Source organism: Rhodococcus sp. ABRD24 (assembly GCF_004328705.1).
In the GTDB taxonomy this organism is placed as follows: domain Bacteria; phylum Actinomycetota; class Actinomycetes; order Mycobacteriales; family Mycobacteriaceae; genus Prescottella.
This window is the reverse complement of sequence record NZ_CP035319.1, coordinates 1,103,482-1,121,359: the sequence shown is the minus strand read 5'-3', so window position 1 is coordinate 1,121,359 and position 17,878 is coordinate 1,103,482. Positions and strand designations below refer to the sequence as shown.

The following is a 17,878-nucleotide window of genomic DNA, read 5'->3' as shown; positions in this document are numbered from 1 at the left end:
GACACGGAATGCTGCCGTAGCCTTTGTCTATGAGCACCGCAGTCCGCCCCGCGGCGGGTGACTCGGAACTGCCACCCGGCCGCGTACTCGACGTCCTGCGCGCACACATGCTCGCGGACGGGTTCGACTTCGTCCTCGACCTCGAGACCTCCCGCGGTGCCCACATCGTCGACCTGCGCGATGGCACGACGTATCTGGACATGTTCGGGTTCTTCGCATCCTCGGCGCTCGGCATGAACCATCCCGCGCTCGCCGACGACGAGCAGTTCCGGCACGAACTGGCCGCGGCGGCGGTGAACAAGCCCAGCAACTCCGACGTCTACACCGTCCCGATGGCCCGGTTCGTGGACACGTTCGCCCGAGTGCTGGGCGACCCGGCGCTGCCGCACCTGTTCTTCGTCGACGGCGGCGCCCTCGCGGTGGAGAACGCGCTCAAGGTGGCGTTCGACTGGAAGAGCCGCCTGAACGAGTCCCGCGGGATCGACCCGAGCCGGGGCACCCGGGTGCTGCACCTGACCGAGGCTTTCCACGGCCGCAGCGGATACACGCTCTCGCTCACCAACACCGACCCGGCCAAGGTGGCACGGTTCCCGAAGTTCGACTGGCCGCGCATCGACGCGCCGTACCTCGCCGACGGTCGGGATGTGGAGCAGGCCGAGGACCGGGCGCTCGAGCAGGCTCGGCGCGCGTTCGCCGAGAACCCGGACGACATCGCGTGCTTCATCGCCGAGCCCATCCAGGGGGAGGGCGGTGACCACCACTTCGATCCGGAGTTCTTCCGGAAGATGCAGGCGTTGTGTCACCAGCACGACGCCCTGCTGATCCTCGACGAGGTGCAGACCGGGTGCGGGCTCACCGGGACCGCGTGGGCCTATCAACAGCTGGGAGTTGCGCCCGATGTCGTCGCATTCGGGAAGAAAACCCAGGTGTGCGGGATCATGGCCGGCGGACGCGTCGACGAGGTCCACGACAATGTCTTCGAGGTGAGCTCGCGGATCAACTCGACATGGGGCGGCAACCTCACCGATATGGTGCGGGCCCGCCGCATCCTCGAGGTGATCGAGGAGGACCGGCTCATCGACCGGGCCCGACTGTGCGGGACGCACCTGCTGGGCCGGCTCGAGGAGCTGGCGGGCCGACACGGCACGGTCACGGAACCTCGGGGCCGCGGACTGATGTGCGCGCTCACTCTGCCGTCTGCGGCCGAGCGTGACCGGGTGGTGGACGAGCTGCGCGAGCGCGAACGGGTCCTGTTCCTCGCAACCGGAGAGCGCGGGATCCGATTCCGACCGCCGCTGACGGTCACCATCGCCGAACTCGATGCCGCCGTCGACGCGCTCGATCGGGTGCTCGACCGGGCCGGCGCCCGGGACACCGCGTAGGGGCTTCGGTCCCGAATACCAGGTGTTCCGGCCCACAACCGTGGTGCGCCGGGTGGGTCCACGGCTTCGTCTCGTTACGATTGTCGAGGTCAATCGAGGAGGCAGACGAGTGCAGATCACCAGCGTCGGACACGCCGGATTCCACATCCAGACCGAAGCGGGGTCGATTCTCTGCGACCCGTGGGTGAATCCCGCGTACTTCGCGTCGTGGTTCCCGTTCCCGGACAACACCGGTCTCGACTGGGACGCCCTCGGCGACGTCGACTACCTGTACGTCTCGCACCTGCACAAGGACCACTTCGACCCGGAGACGCTCGCGCGGCACGTCGACAAGGACGCGACCGTTCTGCTGCCGGACTACCCGGTGCCGGACCTCGAGCGTGAACTCCGCAAGTTGGGGTTCACCAAGTTCTTCGAGACTCAGGACTCCGTCAAGCACCGGATCGGGCCCAGCGGGATCGAGGTCGCTCCGCAGGCTCCGCTCGAGCCGGGCGACCTGGACATCATGATCATCGCGCTGCGGGCGCCCGCCGACGGCCCGATCGGTGACTCCGGCCTGGTCGTCTCCGACGGCGAGACGGTGTGCTTCAACATGAACGACGCCCGCCCGGTCGACATGGACCCGATGCTCGAGGCGTTCGGCAAGATCGACATCCACCTGCTGCAGTACTCGGGCGCCATCTGGTACCCGATGGTCTACGACATCCCGGCCGGCACCAAGCGCAACTTCGGCAAGCAGAAGCGTCAGCGCGGTATGGACCGTTGCCGCAGCTACATCGAGCAGGTCGGCGCCACGTGGGTCGTGCCGTCCGCCGGTCCGCCGGTGTTCCTCGACGACGCGCTGCGCGACCTGAACGACGATCACGGCGACGAGGGCAACATCTTCCCCGACCAGATCGTGTTCCTCGAGCAGATGCGGATCCACGCCGATGACGGGCGGGACGGGGGGGTGGTTCCACAAGGCCTGCTGATGATCCCCGGCTCGACCGTCGACATCCACGGCGAGAAGGCGACGCTGGCGCACCCGATCCCGGACGCCGACGTCGAGAAGATCTTCTCCGACAAGGCCGCCTACATCGAGGACATGGCGCAGCGGACGGCCCCGGTCATCGCGGCCGAGAAGGCCACGTGGGCGCCGGCGGAGGGCGAGCCGCTGCTCGGCCCGCTCAAGGCCAAGTTCGAGCCGATCATGGCGCAGTCCGACCTGATCTGCGACGGCATCGGCTACCCGGTGGGCCTCGTGATGGGTGACGAGACCGTCGTCCTGGACTTCCCGAACCGTACGGTCCGGGCGCCGCGGGACGGCGACGGCAAGTACCGTTACGGCTTCCGGATTGCGCCGGAACTGGTGCGCACCGTCCTGCGCGACGACGAGCCGGACTGGGTCAACACGATCTTCCTGTCCACCCGCTTCGAGGCGTGGCGCGTCGGCGGCTACAACGAGTTCCTCTACACGTTCTTCAAATGCCTCACCGACGAGCGCATCGCGTACGCCGACGGCTGGTTCGCCGAGGCGCACGACGACAGCGCCTCGATCGAGGTGGGCGGCTACGAGATCCAGCGCCGCTGCCCGCACCTCAAGGCGGACCTGAGCAAGTTCGGCGTCGTCGAGGGCTCCACCCTCACGTGCAACCTGCACGGCTGGCAGTGGGATCTCGAGACCGGACGCTGCAAGACGTCGAAGGGGCACGAGCTGCGGTCGAAGAAGCTCGGCTGACGAAGTCCGCGTAGACACGAACCCGGACGCCGAGGCACCGCAGCGGTGCCTCGGCGTCCGGGTTCGTCTAATTTGGGCCAATGACCACTTCGCCTGGCACGAGTATCCCGATCCTGTCCGTCCCGAACCTGCGGGAGATCGGTGGCTACCGCACTCGCGAGGGCGCTACGGTCCGATTCGGCCGCTTCTACCGGTCGACTGATTTGAGCAAGGTCACCGCTGACGACGCCGCCAGACTTGCCGAACTGGGCCTGGTGACCGTGTTCGATCTACGGACTCTGTCCGAACGCGACGTCGCCCCCGACCGGGCGCCGATGTCGGCGCGTGAGGTCCCGCTGGATGTGCTGGCAGACAAGGTGGGCGGATCGATGGTCGCCCAGATGCGGGCCCTGATGGAGGACCCGTCGATCCTCCGGCGGTACCTCGGCGACGAGCAGGCAATGGATCTCTTCCGGCAGACCTATCGCGACCTGATAGTGCTGCCGAGTGCGCTTGCGTCCTATCGCGGGATGTTCACCCACCTCGCGGAGCCGGAGGCCCTCCCGGCCCTCGTCCACTGCACCACCGGCAAGGACCGCACCGGCTGGGCCACGGCGTCGTTGCTTCTCCTGCTGGGCGTCGACGAGGACGACGTCTTCCACGATTACCTGCTCACCAACGAACAGTTGCTGCCGTCATTCAAGCAGGTGTTCGACAAGTTCGCTGCCGCCGGTGGCGATCCCACGATGCTCGAACTGGTGCTCGGAGTCCGCGCCGAGTACCTCCAGACCGCGCTGGCCCAGATGCGGCAGAGCTTCGGCTCGATCGAGGGCTACTTCACCGAAGGACTCGGCATCGACGCCTCCGGCCAGGACACGATCCGCACCCACCTGCTCGAGGGTTGAGGATCAGGCGGGTATCTGCAGCGGCCGGGCGAACACCCGCGCGAGCATCAGCCCGATCGCGATGCCGACGGCGTCGGCCGCCGCGTCCCACACCGATCCGCTGCGCTGGATCGGCAGCGCGCCCTGCAGGACCTCCGAGACCGCGGCGAACGCCAGCAGCCACGTGGCGGTCCATCCGACGCCGATGCGGGCGTAGCGGGAGGTGAATGCCAGCGCCGCGAACATCAGCGCGTGGGTGACCTTGTCGCTGTTCTCCGGGCCACTCGGGACGGTCGAACCAGGGGAGAAGAGCATCAGGAGAACGACGACCGTCGCGATCACGAGCGGTACCTGGCGCCTGTCGAGCATCGGCGTCAGGTTCGCGAGACGGTGAGACCGAGGGCGCCCTCCGCGAAGCGGCGGACGGAGTCGGTGGCGGTCTCGAGGGCGTCCTCGTGGCCGGGGCGTGCCCAGCCGCTCAGGACGCCGTCGGATCCGTTCGGAGTCAGACCTACCTCGGCGAGCAGTTCGCCCGTCGTCGGCTCACACACGGCCCAGGAACAGTGCTCGTCGGTCGCCCATTGACCACGCCGTCGCGCGACGTAATCGGGATCGGTGATGCCGCCGCCCTGCAGCGCGGGCCGATCGTCGACCCGTTCGTCGGCCCGCAGTGCGCGTAGGTACCAGGCCCCGGCGTTGATCTCGATCGGCTCCATCAGCGGCCGCGGCGCTTTCCGTCGCGGCGCTTTCCGCCGGCGCCGAACAGGATCGCGGCCGTCGCGGGGATCAGGAGGAAGAACAACCAGCTGTTGTCGATCGGGACGAGGAAGAACAGTGCGAGCGCCACGAACGGGATCACCGCCATGACGGTGTTGCGCCAGCCCAGAGAGTCGTCCGTGTCGTCCGCGTCGTCGGTGGTGGCGGGCGTCGCCGTGGGCGTAGGCGAGGGCAGATCGACGAACACCTGCTCGAGTTGCCCTCGCGTGGTCGCTGCGGCGATCCGGCCGCTGCGTTCGTCGAACTCGGTGACCGTGAGCCGACCATCGCTGAAATGGCGCGTGAGTGTATCGAGCGCGCGCTCGCGTTCGGCGGTACCGATTCGGATCTCTGGGACGTCGGCCATGTCTGGATAGTACTGTGCGCGCCTTGCGAATCGGAGATCCGCAAGGCGCGCACAGGTGGGGTAGTGGTTTGCTACCGAGGTGTCACTTCAGCTCGGCGAGAACCGTGCCCTGGGTGATCGCGGCGCCGGCCTCGACTGCCAGGCCCGTCACGACACCGGCCTTGTGGGCGGTGACCGGGTTCTCCATCTTCATGGCCTCGAGCACCACGATCAGATCGCCCTCGGCGACCTCCTGGCCCTCCTCGACGGCGACCTTGACGACGGTGCCCTGCATCGGGGCGGTCACTGCGTCACCGGATGCTGCGCCCGCGCCGGCACCGCCACGCTTACGCGCCTTCGGCTTCTTGCGAATGGCACCCGCGGGAGCGCCGCCGGTGCCGATCGAGAACTGACCGGGCAGCGAGACCTCGACGCGGCGGCCACCGACCTCGACGACGACCGACTGACGGGGCAGGTTCTCCTCCTCGTCCGCGGCAGCACCCGAACCGGCGAACGGCTCGATGGTGTTGTCCCACTCGGTCTCGATCCACTTGGTGTAGACGTCGAACTTCTCGCCGTCACCGATGAACGCCGGGTTCTCGACGATGTGGCGGTGGAACGGGATGACGGTGGCGAGACCGTCGACCTCGAATTCGGCGAGCGCACGTGCGGCGCGCTGCAGAGCCTGCTCGCGGTTCTCGCCGGTGACGATCAGCTTGGCGAGCATCGAGTCGAACTGGCCGCCGATGACGTCGCCCTGGACGACGCCGGAGTCGACGCGCACGCCGGGGCCCGACGGCTCCTTGTAGACGGTGATGGGGCCGGGAGCGGGCATGAAGCCACGGCCGGCGTCCTCGCCGTTGATGCGGAACTCGAAGGAGTGTCCACGCGGGGTGGGGTCTTCCTTGATCTCGAGCTCTTCACCGTTGGCGATGCGGAACTGCTGACGCACCAGGTCGATACCGGCGGTCTCCTCGGTGACCGGGTGCTCGACCTGCAGGCGGGTGTTGACCTCGAGGAACGAGACCGTGTCACCCTGGACCAGGTACTCGACCGTGCCGGCGCCGTAGTAGCCGGCCTCCTTGCAGATGGCCTTCGCGGACGCGTGGATGCGCGCGCGCTGGTCGTCGGTCAGGAACGGCGCGGGGGCCTCCTCGACGAGCTTCTGGAAACGGCGCTGCAGCGAGCAGTCGCGGGTGCCGGCGACGACGACGTTGCCGTGCTGGTCGGCGATGACCTGGGCCTCGACGTGGCGGGCCTTGTCCAGGTACTGCTCCACGAAGCACTCGCCGCGACCGAAGGCCGCGATGGCCTCACGGGTGGCGGACTCGAAGAGTTCGGGAATCTCCTCGATGGTCTGCGCGACCTTCATGCCGCGGCCACCGCCACCGAAGGCGGCCTTGATCGCGACCGGCACGCCGTACTGCTTGGCGAACTCGACGACCTCGTCGGCGTTCTTGACCGGGTCCTTGGTGCCGGCGGCCATCGGAGCCTTGGCGCGCTCGGCAATGTGGCGGGCGGTGACCTTGTCACCGAGGTCGCGAATGGACTGCGGTGAGGGGCCGATCCAGATCAGCCCGGCGTCGATGACAGCCTGGGCGAAGTCGGCGTTCTCGGACAGGAAGCCGTAGCCGGGGTGGATCGCGTCGGCGCCGGACTTCTTCGCGGCGTCGAGGATCTTGTCGAAGACCAGGTAGGACTCGGCCGAGGTTTGACCGCCGAGGGCGAACGCTTCGTCAGCCAGCTTCACGAACTGTGCGTCCGCATCCGGTTCGGCGTAGACGGCGACGCTTCCGTAGCCGGCATCCTTCGCAGCTCGGATGACCCGCACAGCGATCTCGCCGCGGTTGGCGACGAGCACCTTCGTGATGTGCGCGCTGGCATGACTGGGCACTGAGCCTCCTGTGTTTCGCATGGTCTTTCCCCGCGGCTTACTGTGGGCGTCACCGGGAGGTGTTGTTGGCATCTCATCGGAGTGTAGGCACCAATCCGATAGACGATGTAACCGGATAGCGCTTACACATTAAGGGCTGCGCTCGGCTCCGCAACTCTACTGACCAGTAGCGTCGACGGCGTCGGCCCGCACAACCGGAGCGGTCGGTGACACGGGGCGCTGCGACTCCGCGACCGCCAGAAGGGCGCGTCGTGCTCGGGCAAGGTACCGACGGACATTCTCCGTCGCGATGGGCGTCTGTGGAAAGCGGGCGGACACGTTGACGCCGTGGGGTGTTCGATTCACCCAGATGTACACGTCGTGGGTGTAGTGGCGGCTGCGGAGCGCGCGCGCCCGCACATCCGGCCACTGCTGTGCCATCGGCACGAACCGCACGTCCATGTAGGACACGACGAATCGCGGGCGGATCGGGAAGTCGAGGAGTTCCTCGATCCGTGCGAACGGCACCTTCGCGGTCGCGCGCGTCGCCGCCAGCGCAGCGGTGGCCCGGCCCGCGGCCGTCTGGACGTCCTCGGCGCCGGCGATGTCGAACTCGACGGGCGAGAGCCCGACGAACCAGCCGAGCGAGCTTGCCCAGTGCGGATCGTTGCGGGTGTGGACCGGCGTCACCGTCCGGAACACGGTGTCCCCGGTCAGTTCGGCGCCCGCGAGGGCAAAGCAGGCCAGCACACCCGGAAAGAACCCCTGACCGGCGCGGCGGCATGCCGCGTTGAAGGCACCTGCCTGCCCGGCGTCGAGGATCCATTCCGAGAGGGCGTGCTGCGCCGTCCGCTGATCGGGTCGCGGACCCAGATCGAGTGGAAACTCGGATAGCCGACCGCCGCTGCGCTCGACAGCCGATCGCCAGCATTCGACCGCTGAGTGCCGGGCGTCGACAGCCGCTGCCGCGGCCCGCTCCTCGGCGCCGAAGTCGATGTAGCTGCCCACCGGAATCAAATCGGAGGGCATGCCCGAGCGGGCCTCGGTGTACAGGCGGGTGATCTCGTGAGCCACCAGGATCACTGACAACCCGTCGATGAGGGAGTGGTCGGCGGCAAACAGAACGGTGCAGTCCGGCGCCGGGTCGGTGTGCTCGATCGTGACGAACAGATAGGCCGGCCAGCGGTGCGGGGATGTCAGCTCGTCGAACAGATCGTGGATGCGCTCGAACGCGGTATCGGCGTCGAACTCGTATTCGTGACGTACCTCATTGAGCTCGATCGCGTTCGCATCGATTGTGCGCCTGCGGATTCGGCCGTCGTAACTGAGCTCGGCGTGGCTCCGGAGCGGCTCGTGACGCGCGATCCACGCGTGGACGGCGGTACGGAATGCATCGCGGTCGAGTGTGCCCGGTAGCTGGAAGGCGGTGCCGAGCCACGACTCGCGGCCGTCGTCGTGGGTGCCGTCCGCGGTCCGGCGCAGGTGCGCCTCGTGGATGTACGAGGCGGGACGGCTGTCCTCGATCCAGTCGGTACCGGCTTCCGGAAGCCACTCGGTGAGTATGCCCGGTGAGATCGCGTAGTCCGCGAGCTCGGTGAATTCCATTGTGGAGAATCCAAACTCTTGTGCCGCCGCTGTTGGTGGCGGTGAAGATTGTCACAGTGCAGTCTTGTTCGCGGGAGGGTCGCTCCCAGGATCAGGTGTAGGAGTTCTCAGTGGTGTGCTGCTGCGCCGCGCAGGTGCCGCTTGATGCGGGCAAGCATGGCGCTCATCCCGCGCAGCCGTAGGGGGCTGACCGCATCGGCCAGGCCCAGATCCGAGTAGAAGTCGTCGGGAACCGCGAGAATGGTTGTGGCGCTTTGCCCGTCGAGTCCCTGGTGGAGGATCGACGCGAAGCCCCGGGTGGTGGGTGCCTCGGCGGGAGCGCTGAAGTGCAGGCGCACATGCTCGGGATTCGCGGAATCGACGAACAGGAACAGCGGCGACTGGCACTCCGGTACCGGTTCCATCGCATCCTGCTCCAGCTCGGCCGGCAACGGCGCGAGCTCCCGGCTGAATTCGAGCAGCAACTGCAGTTTGTCCTGCCCATCGACGGCGGCGAAGTCGTCGACGATCTCGGCAAGCGGTTCGGGCAGGCTCACGATGAGCGTCCCACCGCGGCGCCCGGCGCGTCGCCGGGCTGCTCACCCTTGACGATCGGCACCCGTACGACGTTGCCCCACTCGGTCCACGAGCCGTCGTAGTTACGGACGTTCGGGAAGCCGAGCAGGTGGGTCAGCACGAACCACGTGTGGCTCGAACGCTCACCGATGCGGCAGTAGGCGACGATGTCGTCGTCGTGGGAGAAGCCCGCGTAGATCTCCTCGAGCTCGGCCCGGCTGCGGAAACGCCCGTCCGGTGCGGCGGCGCGGGCCCAGGGGATGGACACCGCGGTGGGGATATGGCCGCCGCGCAGCGCGCCCTCCTCCGGATAGTCCGGCATGTGGCTTCGCTCGCCCGTGTACTCCTGCGGCGACCGCACATCCACCAGTGGGCCGCGGCCGAGATGCGCGAGGACGTCGTCCTTGAAGGCGCGGATCTTGCTGTCATCGCGTTCGACGACCGGGTACCGCGTCGGAGCCGGGTTCGGCACGTTGAACGTGGTGTCGCGGTTCTCCGACATCCACGCGTCACGGCCACCGTCGAGCAGGCGCACGTCCTTGTGACCGAACAGCGTGAACACCCACAGTGCGTATGCCGCCCACCAGTTGCTCTTGTCGCCGTAGATCACGACCGTGTCGGACCGGTCGATACCCTTGCGGCTCATCAGGTCGGCGAACCGGTGGCCGTCGATGTAATCCCGGGTCACGGGATCGTTGAGGTCGAGGTGCCAGTCGATCTTCACCGCGCCGGGGATGTGGCCGATGTCGTAGAGCAGAACGTCCTCGTCCGACTCCACCACCTTGACGCCGGGCGCGCCCAGATTGACGGACAGCCATTCCGTCGAGACGAGTCGCTCCGGATGCGTGAACGCAGCGAAGGCAGGATTGGGATCGGGTGCGACGGGCACGGGTGGGCTCCTGAGGCAGGTGTGGGTGGAGGTTGTCCGACTCCGATTCTAGGTGGTCGGTAGTTCGGGAGCGCGGCCGAGATCGCGAGCGCTACCGGCGGGTACTGTCGGCCACCGTGACGTGCCCCGACGACCACCGTGACGAACTGGCCTCCCGCGCCGACGTCGATCGTCTGCTGCGATCCTTCTACGAGCGCGCCCTCGTCGACCCCCTGCTCGCGCCGGTGTTCGAGACCCTCGCGGTGGTCGGCCTGGACGAGCACCTGCCCGTGGTCGGAGACTTCTGGGAGCAGATACTGTTCCGTACTGCCCGCTATCGGGGACACCTCGGGCCCGTGCACGAGGCGCTGCACCGGCAGCACGACCTCACCGACGAGCGGTTCGAGCGCTGGCTGGTGTTGTGGTGCGACACCGTGGACGAGTCGTTCGCGGGCGTCGACGCGGAACGGGCCAAGTCGAAGGCTCACGCGATGGCGGAGGCGCTGCAGCGCGCGCGGCGCTAGCGCACCAGGGCGTTGGTGGCCCACAGCTGCGCGACGGAAACACCGACATCGGTGAGTAGGCGCCGCACCAGGGGCAGGCCGATACCGATCACGCTGGAGGGATCACCCTCGATCCGTTCGACGAACCATCCGCCGAGGCTGTCGAGTGTGAACGCGCCCGCGACCTTCAGCGGTTCACCCGTCGCGAGATACGCCTCGAGATCCTCCGGCGACGGGCTGGCGAAGTGCACGATGGTGCCGCTGTGGCCGGAGGCGTCCGCGACGATGACACCGTCGGAGATCCGCAGGACGCTGTGCCCGGTGAGCAGGGTCGCGCTGCGGCCCATCATCGACTGCCAGCGGGTGCGGGCGACGTCGACGGTGTGTGGCTTGCCCTGTAGTTCGCCGTCGATCAGCAGCATCGAATCGCAGCCGATCACGACGGCGTCGGTGCGCCCTTCGTCGATCAGAGCGGGTATCACGTCGCGGGCCTTGGCCACTGCGAGCGCGGTGACGACCAGTTCGGGGGCCGCGGACGGTCCCAGCCGGTCGATGATGGCGTCCTCGTCCACCCCGGAGACGCGGACGGTCGGCTCGACCCCGGCGCTCCGCAGCACGGACAGCCGTGCCGGGGACGCCGAGGCGAGAACGAGATGGGTCACTACCGGAACCGTTCGATCAGAACGGGCGCGGCGCGACCGGGTTGCCGAAGGCGTACGGCGAGAACGGTGCACGAACGCGGTGCATGCGAGTCGGTGCACCCCACGTCTCGGGCGGCCTCTGATCGGACACGGCATCGCCGGCCGCAGCAGCTGCCGCGGACAGGACCGCGACGAGTGCCGCGATGTCCTGGTCCGTCGGGTTGCCCTTGACGATCTTGATCACGGGACCTTGCGACCCTGCGGCAATGTCGGGCTCCAGACCTGCGAGCGCTTCAGCCAACGCCGCCCCCTCGAGTGACGACGCGTCGAGTAGCTCGGCGTCGGTGAGTACGGCTTCCCGGGTGGTCGCTGTCATAGGGGGATGTTCCCATGCTTCTTGGGCGGAAGTGAAACCATCTTGCGTTCCAGCAGACGCAGCGCCGCGACAATCTGTCCGCGGGTGTGCGACGGCGGAATGACCGCGTCGATGTAGCCGCGCTCGGCAGCGACGTACGGGTTCACCAGTGTGTCCTCGTACTCGGCCTGCAGCTGCAGGCGCAGTGCGTCGACGTCCTCACCATTCTTGGCGGCCTCGAGCAGTTGCTTACGGTAGACGAAGCCGACGGCGCCGGACGCGCCCATCACGGCGATCTGTGCGGTCGGCCATGCCAGGTTGACGTCCGCACCCATGTGCTTGGAGCCCATGACGTCGTACGCGCCGCCGTACGCCTTGCGGGTGATGACGGTGATCTTGCCGACCGTGGCCTCACCGTACGCGTACAGCAGCTTCGCGCCGCGACGGATGATGCCGTTGTACTCCTGCTCGGTGCCGGGCAGGAAGCCCGGGACGTCGACCAGGGTGATGATCGGGACGTTGAAGGCGTCGCAGGTGCGGACGAAGCGCGCCGCCTTCTCCGAGGCGTCGATGTCCAGGCAGCCCGCGAACTGGGTGGGCTGGTTGGCGACGATGCCGACGCTGCGGCCGTCTACGCGACCGAAACCGACGACGACGTTCATCGCGCGCTCGGCCTGCACCTCGAGGAACTCGTCGTCATCGAGGATGCGGCGGATGACCTCGTGCATGTCGTACGGCTGGTTCGCCGAGTCGGGAATCAGGGTGTCCAGCTCGCGGTCCTCGTCGGTGAGCGAGTCCTCGATCGAGCCGACGATCGGATCGGACGGGGCCAGGCGCGGCGTCGCGGCCTGGTTGTTGCTCGGCAGGTAGGACAGCAGGTCCTTGACGTAGTCGAGCGCGTCCTGCTCGCCGGAAGCGACGTAGTGTGCGACACCCGATTTCACCATGTGGGTCCGGGCGCCGCCCAGATCCTCCATGGTGACGTCCTCACCGGTGACCGTCTTGATGACGTCCGGGCCGGTGACGAACATCTGGCTGGTCTCGTCGACCATGACCACGAAGTCGGTCAGCGCAGGGGAGTAGACATGGCCGCCGGCGGCCGGGCCCATGATCAGGGAGATCTGCGGGATGACACCCGAGGCCTGGACGTTGCGGTGGAAGATCTCGCCGTACAGGCCGAGCGAGACGACGCCCTCCTGGATACGTGCGCCGGCGCCTTCGTTGATGCCGATCAGCGGGCGGCCGGTCTTGAGTGCGAGATCCATGACCTTGACGATCTTCTCGCCGTAGATCTCGCCGAGGCTGCCGCCGAACACGGTGGCGTCCTGGCTGAAGACGCACACGTCGCGGCCGTCGATGGTGCCGTAGCCGGTGACGACGCCATCGCCGAGCGGGCGGTTGTCGGCGAGGCCGAAGTTGGTGCTGCGGTGCCGGGCCAGGGCATCGAGCTCGACGAACGAGCCCTCATCCAGCAGCGCGGTGATGCGCTCGCGCGCCGTCAGCTTGCCCTTGGCGTGAACCTTCTCGACGGCGGATTCGCCCATCGGCTGCATTGCCTGCGCCTGACGGCTGCGCAGGTCAGCGAGCTTTCCCGCCGTCGTGTGGATATCCGGGGTATTCGCCGCCTCCGCCGCGGCTGGCTCCTGCACACTGGTCATGGCAAGTGAGCTTAGCCAGGTCGCCCGGTACTCGTTTGCACGAGGTCGGGTTGCGTTGAATTATTGAACCTAAGCTACTGGCGAGTCACTTTCCAGTCGCATCCTAGGCTGGTCGAATGGCTGGACATATGTGGACCGATCTCAACCGCCCGCCGCTCGACCCCGACGCGCTGCGCCGGGCACTCGTCCGGGACGGAAGTGACCCGGATGCCTTCTGGTCCCGTCTCGACGTGGTGGCGGAGACAGGCTCGACCAACGCCGATCTACTGGCCCGGATGCAGGGCCCGGACTTCGATCGCAGCGTCCTGATCGCCGAGTTCCAGACCGGTGGCCGCGGTCGGCACGCTCGGTCCTGGGTGAGTACGCCCCGCGCCCTGGTCACGGTGTCCGTGGTTCTCGGCATGCCGGGACTGAGCCTGACCGATATCGGCTGGGTACCACTGTTGTCCGGTATCGCGGTGGTGGATGCGTTGCGCCGGGTTGCCGAGGTGGACGCGGAACTCAAGTGGCCCAACGACGTTCTCATCGACGGCAGGAAGGTGGCGGGCATCCTCGCCGAGGTGGCGGCCACGTCGCCGGTGCCGACCGTCGTCGTCGGGATCGGACTCAACGTCAGTCTCACCGAGGATGAACTGCCGGTGCCCACGGCCACGTCACTCGCGCTGGAGAATGCGGCAATCACCGATCGCGACATCCTGGTGCGGGCGGTGTTGCGGGAGTTGGCCGTCCGCTGGCAACAGTGGCACTCGGCGGAATGGAGTGTCGACGACCTCGCGGCGGCCTACCGGGAGCGGTGCGGAACGCTCGGCCGACGGGTCCGCGCGGAACTTCCGGGCGATCGGGAACTGGTCGGCATCGCGACGGACGTGGACACCGAGGGTCGGATCGTGATCAAGGCAGAAGGTGAGCCGCCGGTCGCGGTGTCGGCCGGCGACATCACCCATCTGCGCGCGGTGTAACTGTCAGACCCGCTCGGCGTCCCAGGTCGTGACGGCCCAGATCACCACGATATCGAGTGCGATGATGAGGATCGACCACAGCGGATACCACGGAATCCACAGGAAGTTCGCGATGATCGACAGCGCCGCGATGATGATCGCGGCCACCCGCGCCCACGTCGCGCCGGTCAGCAATCCGAGCCCGATGAGGATCACCACGATGCCGATCACCAGGTGGATCCATCCCCAGGTGGTCAGATCGAACTGGTAGACGTACTCGGGGCCCACGACGAAGACATCGTCTTTCGCTAGCGCCGAAATACCCTGGATAATCTGCAGAACTCCGACGGTCATCAGGACGATAGCGGCGGCGATCGAGGCCCCGGCCGCGAATCCCTGTCTGGCGCCGCCGGTGTTATGGCTCGCCGGTGTGCGATCCGTCATGGCGTTTCCCCTTTCGATCGGCCGAGCAATCAATCCAACAGCTGGAGTGTCCGTCGATTCGGGTGCCGGATCCTCACCTGCCGAGGGTGAAACTGTGCTCCGAAGGACAGGTCAGGTGGCCGCGAAACGTCGAGAAAACCCCATGGGGAAATGCTACTGCGCGTGGCGCTCGCGGTGGCACGATTACTGATACTTTGACGCTGATCCACGATTCTCGTGAGACGAAGGGGACGAATGATGAACTCTCACAACGCCGCGTCGGCGGGCTCGGAAGAGGTCTGGGTGGCCGGCGATTCGGTCGATGTCGAAAGTGCTCGTCGATTCCTGACCGGACTGACAGTGGTGTTCGGGGTCCTCACACTCGGCCTCGGAGTCGCGATCCTCGTGTGGCCCAGCGCCACCCTCGTCGTCGCCGCAGTCCTCATTGCGATCCAGGTCTTCGCGTTCGGCATCATCCAGATCGTCCGCTCGTTCGCGGAGGTGGGCGCGCCCGCTGCCGCGCGCACATTGACCGGGCTGTCGGGAGCCCTTGCGATCCTGCTGGGATTCCTGGTACTCCGCAGCCCGCTGCAGACAGTGGTCGTCATCGCGCTCGTCATCGGTGCGTGGTGGGTTTTCCGGGGTGTACTCGACATCGTCGCTGGCGCGTCGGAGGTTCCGGGTAATCGCGCGGTCGGCATCGTGCTCGGCATCATCAGCGTCGTCGCGGGCGCCATCGTCCTGCTCCAGCCGGAACTCTCGCTCGAGGTGTTCAGGATCGTCGTCGGTGTCTGGATGGTGCTGTACGGCCTCGTTGTCGTCGCCGCGCCATTCCTTGTCCGTCGCATGAGCTGACCAGGCGGAGACCTGAGCGGCCCGCACAGATCCGGAGGTCGGATGACGCGGAAGACGCTGCGGCAACCGCCCGATCCGGTGAATCGCTCGGACTGGGCGATCCCGCGCGGGCTGATCGTGCTGCTGGGTCTCGCCGGCATCGTGGTCGCGGTTGCCGGAATGAAGTCGTTCTCCGGTGTTCTCGGCCCGGTGTTGCTGGCGCTGATGCTCACCATCGGTGTCCAGCCGATCCAGGACTGGGTGCGTCGGCGCGGTTGGCCGCGATGGATCGGCATGCTCGGTGCACTGATCGCCGTGTATGCGATTCTGCTGGGACTCGTGGGCGCGCTGGCGATCTCGGTGGCACAGTTCGCGACGCTGTTACCGCAGTATTCCGACGACGCCCAGTAACTGCTGGACCAGGCGCGCGGGCAGCTGGAGCAACGGGGTATCGGGTCGGAACAGATCCAGAACGCGCTGTCCGGTATCGACTTCGGTAAGGCGGTCGGCTACATCGAGTCTGCCCTCTCGGGACTGCTCGGGGTGTTCTCGAATCTGTTCTTCATCCTCGCGCTGTTGCTGTTCATGGCGTTGGACGGCATGTCGATGAGCGACCGGCTCTCGGTCGTCGCGCGCAACCGGCCCGAGATTGCCTACGCAATCGAGACGTTCGCGTCGGGCACTCGCAGCTACCTCATCGTGTCCACCGTATTCGGCCTGATTGTCGCGGTCATCGACGGCTTCGCGCTGTGGTGGCTCGACATCCCGTTGCCGGTCCTGTGGGCGCTGCTGTCATTCATCACCAACTACATCCCGAACATCGGATTCGTACTCGGGCTCGTGCCACCGGCGTTACTCGGGTTGCTGCAGGGCGGACCGAAACTCGCGATCATCGTGATCGTCGTCTACAGCGCCATCAACGTGCTCATCCAGTCTGTGATCCAGCCCAAGATCGTCGGAGACGCCGTCGGGCTGTCGGTCACGGTGACCTTTCTCGCGCTCGTGTTCTGGGGGTGGGTGCTGGGTCCGCTGGGGGCATTGCTCGCAATCCCGATGTCGCTGTTGGTCAAGGCATTTCTGATCGACATCGATCCGGCGACTCGGTGGGCCGACGTGTTCATCAGAGGATCGGTCGCTCGAGATGTCGAGTCCCCGCCGGCGAAGCCTGTCGAGAAGCCGGTGCCCGACGCGGGCTGAGTTCGGTCCGGCACCGAACCTGTCACACTCTTGGCATGGGATATCCGCAGGACGCGCTGGCGGCGGACGAGGAACTGGTGCTGCACCGGCACCCGCACTGGAAGATGCTCGTGCTCCCCGCGATCATCTTCATCCTGGCGACCGCGCTCGCCGGATTCGCTGCCGGGCTGGCCCAGTCGCAGCTCACCGGTGGGGCAACGACGGTCGTGCTGATCGCCGTCGCCGTCGCGTGGGCGGGAATCGTGGGCTGGAAGACACTCGTTCCACTGCTGCAGTGGAAGTCCACCCACTTCATCGTCACCGACCGCCGGGTGATGATCCGCCACGGCGTCATGACCCATACGGGAATCGACATCCCGATGGGCCGAATCAGCAACGTGCAGTTCCGTCACGGTCTCGTCGACCGGATGCTGCGGACCGGCACTCTTGTGATCGTCGCATCCTCGGATGACCCACTCGAGTTCGACAACATTCCGGAAGTGCAGAAGGTCCATTCGATGCTCTATCACCAGGTGCTCGACGCGACGAGCACGCGCCGTGACGAACGCCGTGACGAACACTGGAGCGATCACCGAGATGAACCCCGGAACGAGTTCGGGGGCCCCGGGGATACACGTCACGATTTCCGAAAAGGCTGGTAATAGGGACCGCGGGGACGAAAGCAACCGTAGGCTGTCGTCGTGACCGCCGTATTGCTTGCCGAAGATGACGAGGCCATCGCTGCGCCACTGTCGCGTGCGCTCGGTCGCGAAGGCTACACCGTCACCATCGAACACACCGGGCCAGCCGCGCTCGAACGCGCGCTCACCGGCGAGTTCGAGCTGCTGATCCTCGACCTCGGTCTGCCCGGTATGGACGGCCTCGAGGTGTGTCGTCAGTTGCGCGCACACAGCCTCGATCTCGCGGTACTGATGCTGACCGCCCGAACCGACGAGGTGGACTTCGTGGTGGGGCTCGATGCGGGTGCTGACGACTATGTCGGCAAGCCGTTCCGTCTCGCCGAGCTGATGGCCCGGGTCCGGGCGCTGCTGCGGCGCGGTGGTGCGGGCGAGGACCTCGTGGTCGAGGTTGCCGGCATCCGTCTCGAGCCCGCGGCGCGCCGGGTGCTCGTGAACGGGTCGGAGGTCGCGCTCGCGAACAAGGAGTACGAACTGCTGCGGGTCCTGCTCGAACATGCCGGCCAGGTGGTCTCGCGGGACACGATTCTGCGTGAGGTCTGGGGCGACGTGGAGCTGCGGGGATCGAAGACCCTCGACATGCACATGTCCTGGTTGCGTCGGAAGATCGGCGACGAGGGAGCGGGCTCCGACCGTCGGATTGCGACTGTGCGCGGCGTCGGCTTCCGCATCAACACGGACTAGGTT

At 66.9% G+C, this 17,878-nt stretch carries 19 protein-coding genes and 1 pseudogene; 9 read left to right on the top strand and 11 right to left on the bottom strand.

Annotation, left to right across the window (positions count from 1 at the left end):
• Positions 1–29 precede the first annotated feature (29 nt).
• The 3 genes from lat (at position 30) to ERC79_RS05000 (ending at position 3,983) form a co-directional block, all read left to right on the top strand.
• On the top strand, positions 30–1,382 hold the full coding sequence (gene lat, locus ERC79_RS05010) for an L-lysine 6-transaminase (RefSeq protein WP_131576270.1): 1,353 nt from the start codon (positions 30–32) through the stop codon (positions 1,380–1,382).
• Positions 1,383–1,491: 109 nt separating this feature from the next.
• The gene (locus tag ERC79_RS05005; RefSeq protein WP_131576268.1) at positions 1,492–3,099 is read left to right on the top strand and encodes an MBL fold metallo-hydrolase; all 1,608 of its coding nucleotides are present in this window, start codon (positions 1,492–1,494) and stop codon (positions 3,097–3,099) included.
• A gap of 80 nt (positions 3,100–3,179) precedes the next feature.
• On the top strand, positions 3,180–3,983 hold the full coding sequence (locus tag ERC79_RS05000; protein ID WP_131576266.1) for a tyrosine-protein phosphatase: 804 nt from the start codon (positions 3,180–3,182) through the stop codon (positions 3,981–3,983).
• Between the two features lie 3 nt (positions 3,984–3,986).
• On the opposite strand, the gene ERC79_RS04995 is transcribed toward ERC79_RS05000, so the two are convergent.
• The 7 genes from ERC79_RS04995 to ERC79_RS04965 all read right to left on the bottom strand — a co-directional run bounded on the left by ERC79_RS04995 (position 3,987) and on the right by ERC79_RS04965 (position 9,986).
• Positions 3,987–4,331 (bottom strand): VanZ family protein, encoded by a 345-nt coding sequence (locus ERC79_RS04995; protein ID WP_131576264.1) that lies wholly within the window; start codon positions 4,329–4,331, stop codon positions 3,987–3,989.
• 5 nt (positions 4,332–4,336) lie between these two features.
• Entirely contained in the window at positions 4,337–4,678 is a 342-nt protein-coding gene (locus ERC79_RS04990; RefSeq protein ID WP_131576262.1) for a hypothetical protein, read from the bottom strand.
• A complete protein-coding gene (locus ERC79_RS04985; RefSeq protein WP_131576260.1) occupies positions 4,678–5,085 on the bottom strand; it encodes a DUF1707 domain-containing protein in 408 nt (135 codons plus the stop codon). Before ERC79_RS04985 ends, ERC79_RS04990 begins: the two co-directional genes overlap by 1 nt.
• An 82-nt stretch (positions 5,086–5,167) precedes the next feature.
• The gene (locus ERC79_RS04980; RefSeq protein WP_131576258.1) at positions 5,168–6,958 is read right to left on the bottom strand and encodes an acetyl/propionyl/methylcrotonyl-CoA carboxylase subunit alpha; all 1,791 of its coding nucleotides are present in this window, start codon (positions 6,956–6,958) and stop codon (positions 5,168–5,170) included.
• A gap of 156 nt (positions 6,959–7,114) precedes the next feature.
• The gene (locus tag ERC79_RS04975) at positions 7,115–8,542 is read right to left on the bottom strand and encodes a condensation domain-containing protein (RefSeq protein ID WP_131576256.1); all 1,428 of its coding nucleotides are present in this window, start codon (positions 8,540–8,542) and stop codon (positions 7,115–7,117) included.
• Positions 8,543–8,649: 107 nt separating this feature from the next.
• Entirely contained in the window at positions 8,650–9,081 is a 432-nt protein-coding gene (locus ERC79_RS04970) for a SufE family protein (protein ID WP_207390485.1), read from the bottom strand.
• Positions 9,075–9,986, bottom strand: a complete 912-nt coding sequence (locus ERC79_RS04965; protein ID WP_131576253.1) for a sulfurtransferase — start codon at positions 9,984–9,986, stop codon at positions 9,075–9,077. The genes ERC79_RS04970 and ERC79_RS04965 overlap by 7 nt, the downstream gene beginning before the upstream one ends.
• A gap of 116 nt (positions 9,987–10,102) precedes the next feature.
• On the opposite strand from ERC79_RS04965, the gene ERC79_RS04960 reads away from it, so the two are divergent.
• Positions 10,103–10,489: a group III truncated hemoglobin gene (locus ERC79_RS04960; RefSeq protein ID WP_131576251.1), complete on the top strand. Its 387-nt coding sequence runs from the start codon at positions 10,103–10,105 to the stop codon at positions 10,487–10,489.
• On the opposite strand, the gene ERC79_RS04955 is transcribed toward ERC79_RS04960, so the two are convergent.
• Genes ERC79_RS04955 through ERC79_RS04945 form a run of 3 tightly spaced genes read right to left on the bottom strand, consistent with a single transcriptional unit; the run spans position 10,486 to position 13,122 of the window.
• Positions 10,486–11,130: a nucleoside triphosphate pyrophosphatase gene (locus ERC79_RS04955; protein WP_131576249.1), complete on the bottom strand. Its 645-nt coding sequence runs from the start codon at positions 11,128–11,130 to the stop codon at positions 10,486–10,488. The two genes, ERC79_RS04960 and ERC79_RS04955, sit on opposite strands and share 4 nt — an antisense overlap.
• Positions 11,131–11,146: 16 nt before the next feature.
• The gene (locus ERC79_RS04950; protein WP_131576247.1) at positions 11,147–11,485 is read right to left on the bottom strand and encodes an acyl-CoA carboxylase subunit epsilon; all 339 of its coding nucleotides are present in this window, start codon (positions 11,483–11,485) and stop codon (positions 11,147–11,149) included.
• Positions 11,482–13,122, bottom strand: coding sequence for an acyl-CoA carboxylase subunit beta (locus tag ERC79_RS04945; RefSeq protein WP_131576245.1), 1,641 nt, complete (start codon positions 13,120–13,122; stop codon positions 11,482–11,484). Before ERC79_RS04945 ends, ERC79_RS04950 begins: the two co-directional genes overlap by 4 nt.
• Positions 13,123–13,250: 128 nt before the next feature.
• Here ERC79_RS04945 and ERC79_RS04940 point away from each other — a divergent pair, with 128 nt between their 5' ends.
• Positions 13,251–14,081 (top strand): biotin--[acetyl-CoA-carboxylase] ligase, encoded by an 831-nt coding sequence (locus tag ERC79_RS04940; protein WP_131580758.1) that lies wholly within the window; start codon positions 13,251–13,253, stop codon positions 14,079–14,081.
• Positions 14,082–14,084: 3 nt separating this feature from the next.
• Here ERC79_RS04940 and ERC79_RS04935 read toward each other — a convergent pair whose 3' ends face one another.
• The gene (locus tag ERC79_RS04935; protein WP_131576243.1) at positions 14,085–14,504 is read right to left on the bottom strand and encodes a hypothetical protein; all 420 of its coding nucleotides are present in this window, start codon (positions 14,502–14,504) and stop codon (positions 14,085–14,087) included.
• 237 nt (positions 14,505–14,741) lie between these two features.
• Here ERC79_RS04935 and ERC79_RS04930 point away from each other — a divergent pair, with 237 nt between their 5' ends.
• The 4 genes and pseudogenes from ERC79_RS04930 to ERC79_RS04915 all read left to right on the top strand — a co-directional run bounded on the left by ERC79_RS04930 (position 14,742) and on the right by ERC79_RS04915 (position 17,875).
• Complete coding sequence (locus tag ERC79_RS04930) at positions 14,742–15,338, top strand: DUF308 domain-containing protein (protein ID WP_131576241.1); 597 nt, start codon at positions 14,742–14,744, stop codon at positions 15,336–15,338.
• Positions 15,339–15,380: 42 nt separating this feature from the next.
• A pseudogene (locus ERC79_RS04925) lies at positions 15,381–16,514 on the top strand (AI-2E family transporter).
• Between the two features lie 35 nt (positions 16,515–16,549).
• A complete protein-coding gene (locus ERC79_RS04920; protein WP_131576239.1) occupies positions 16,550–17,155 on the top strand; it encodes a PH domain-containing protein in 606 nt (201 codons plus the stop codon).
• A gap of 39 nt (positions 17,156–17,194) precedes the next feature.
• Positions 17,195–17,875, top strand: a complete 681-nt coding sequence (locus ERC79_RS04915; protein WP_131576237.1) for a response regulator transcription factor — start codon at positions 17,195–17,197, stop codon at positions 17,873–17,875.
• Positions 17,876–17,878: the final 3 nt, after the last annotated feature.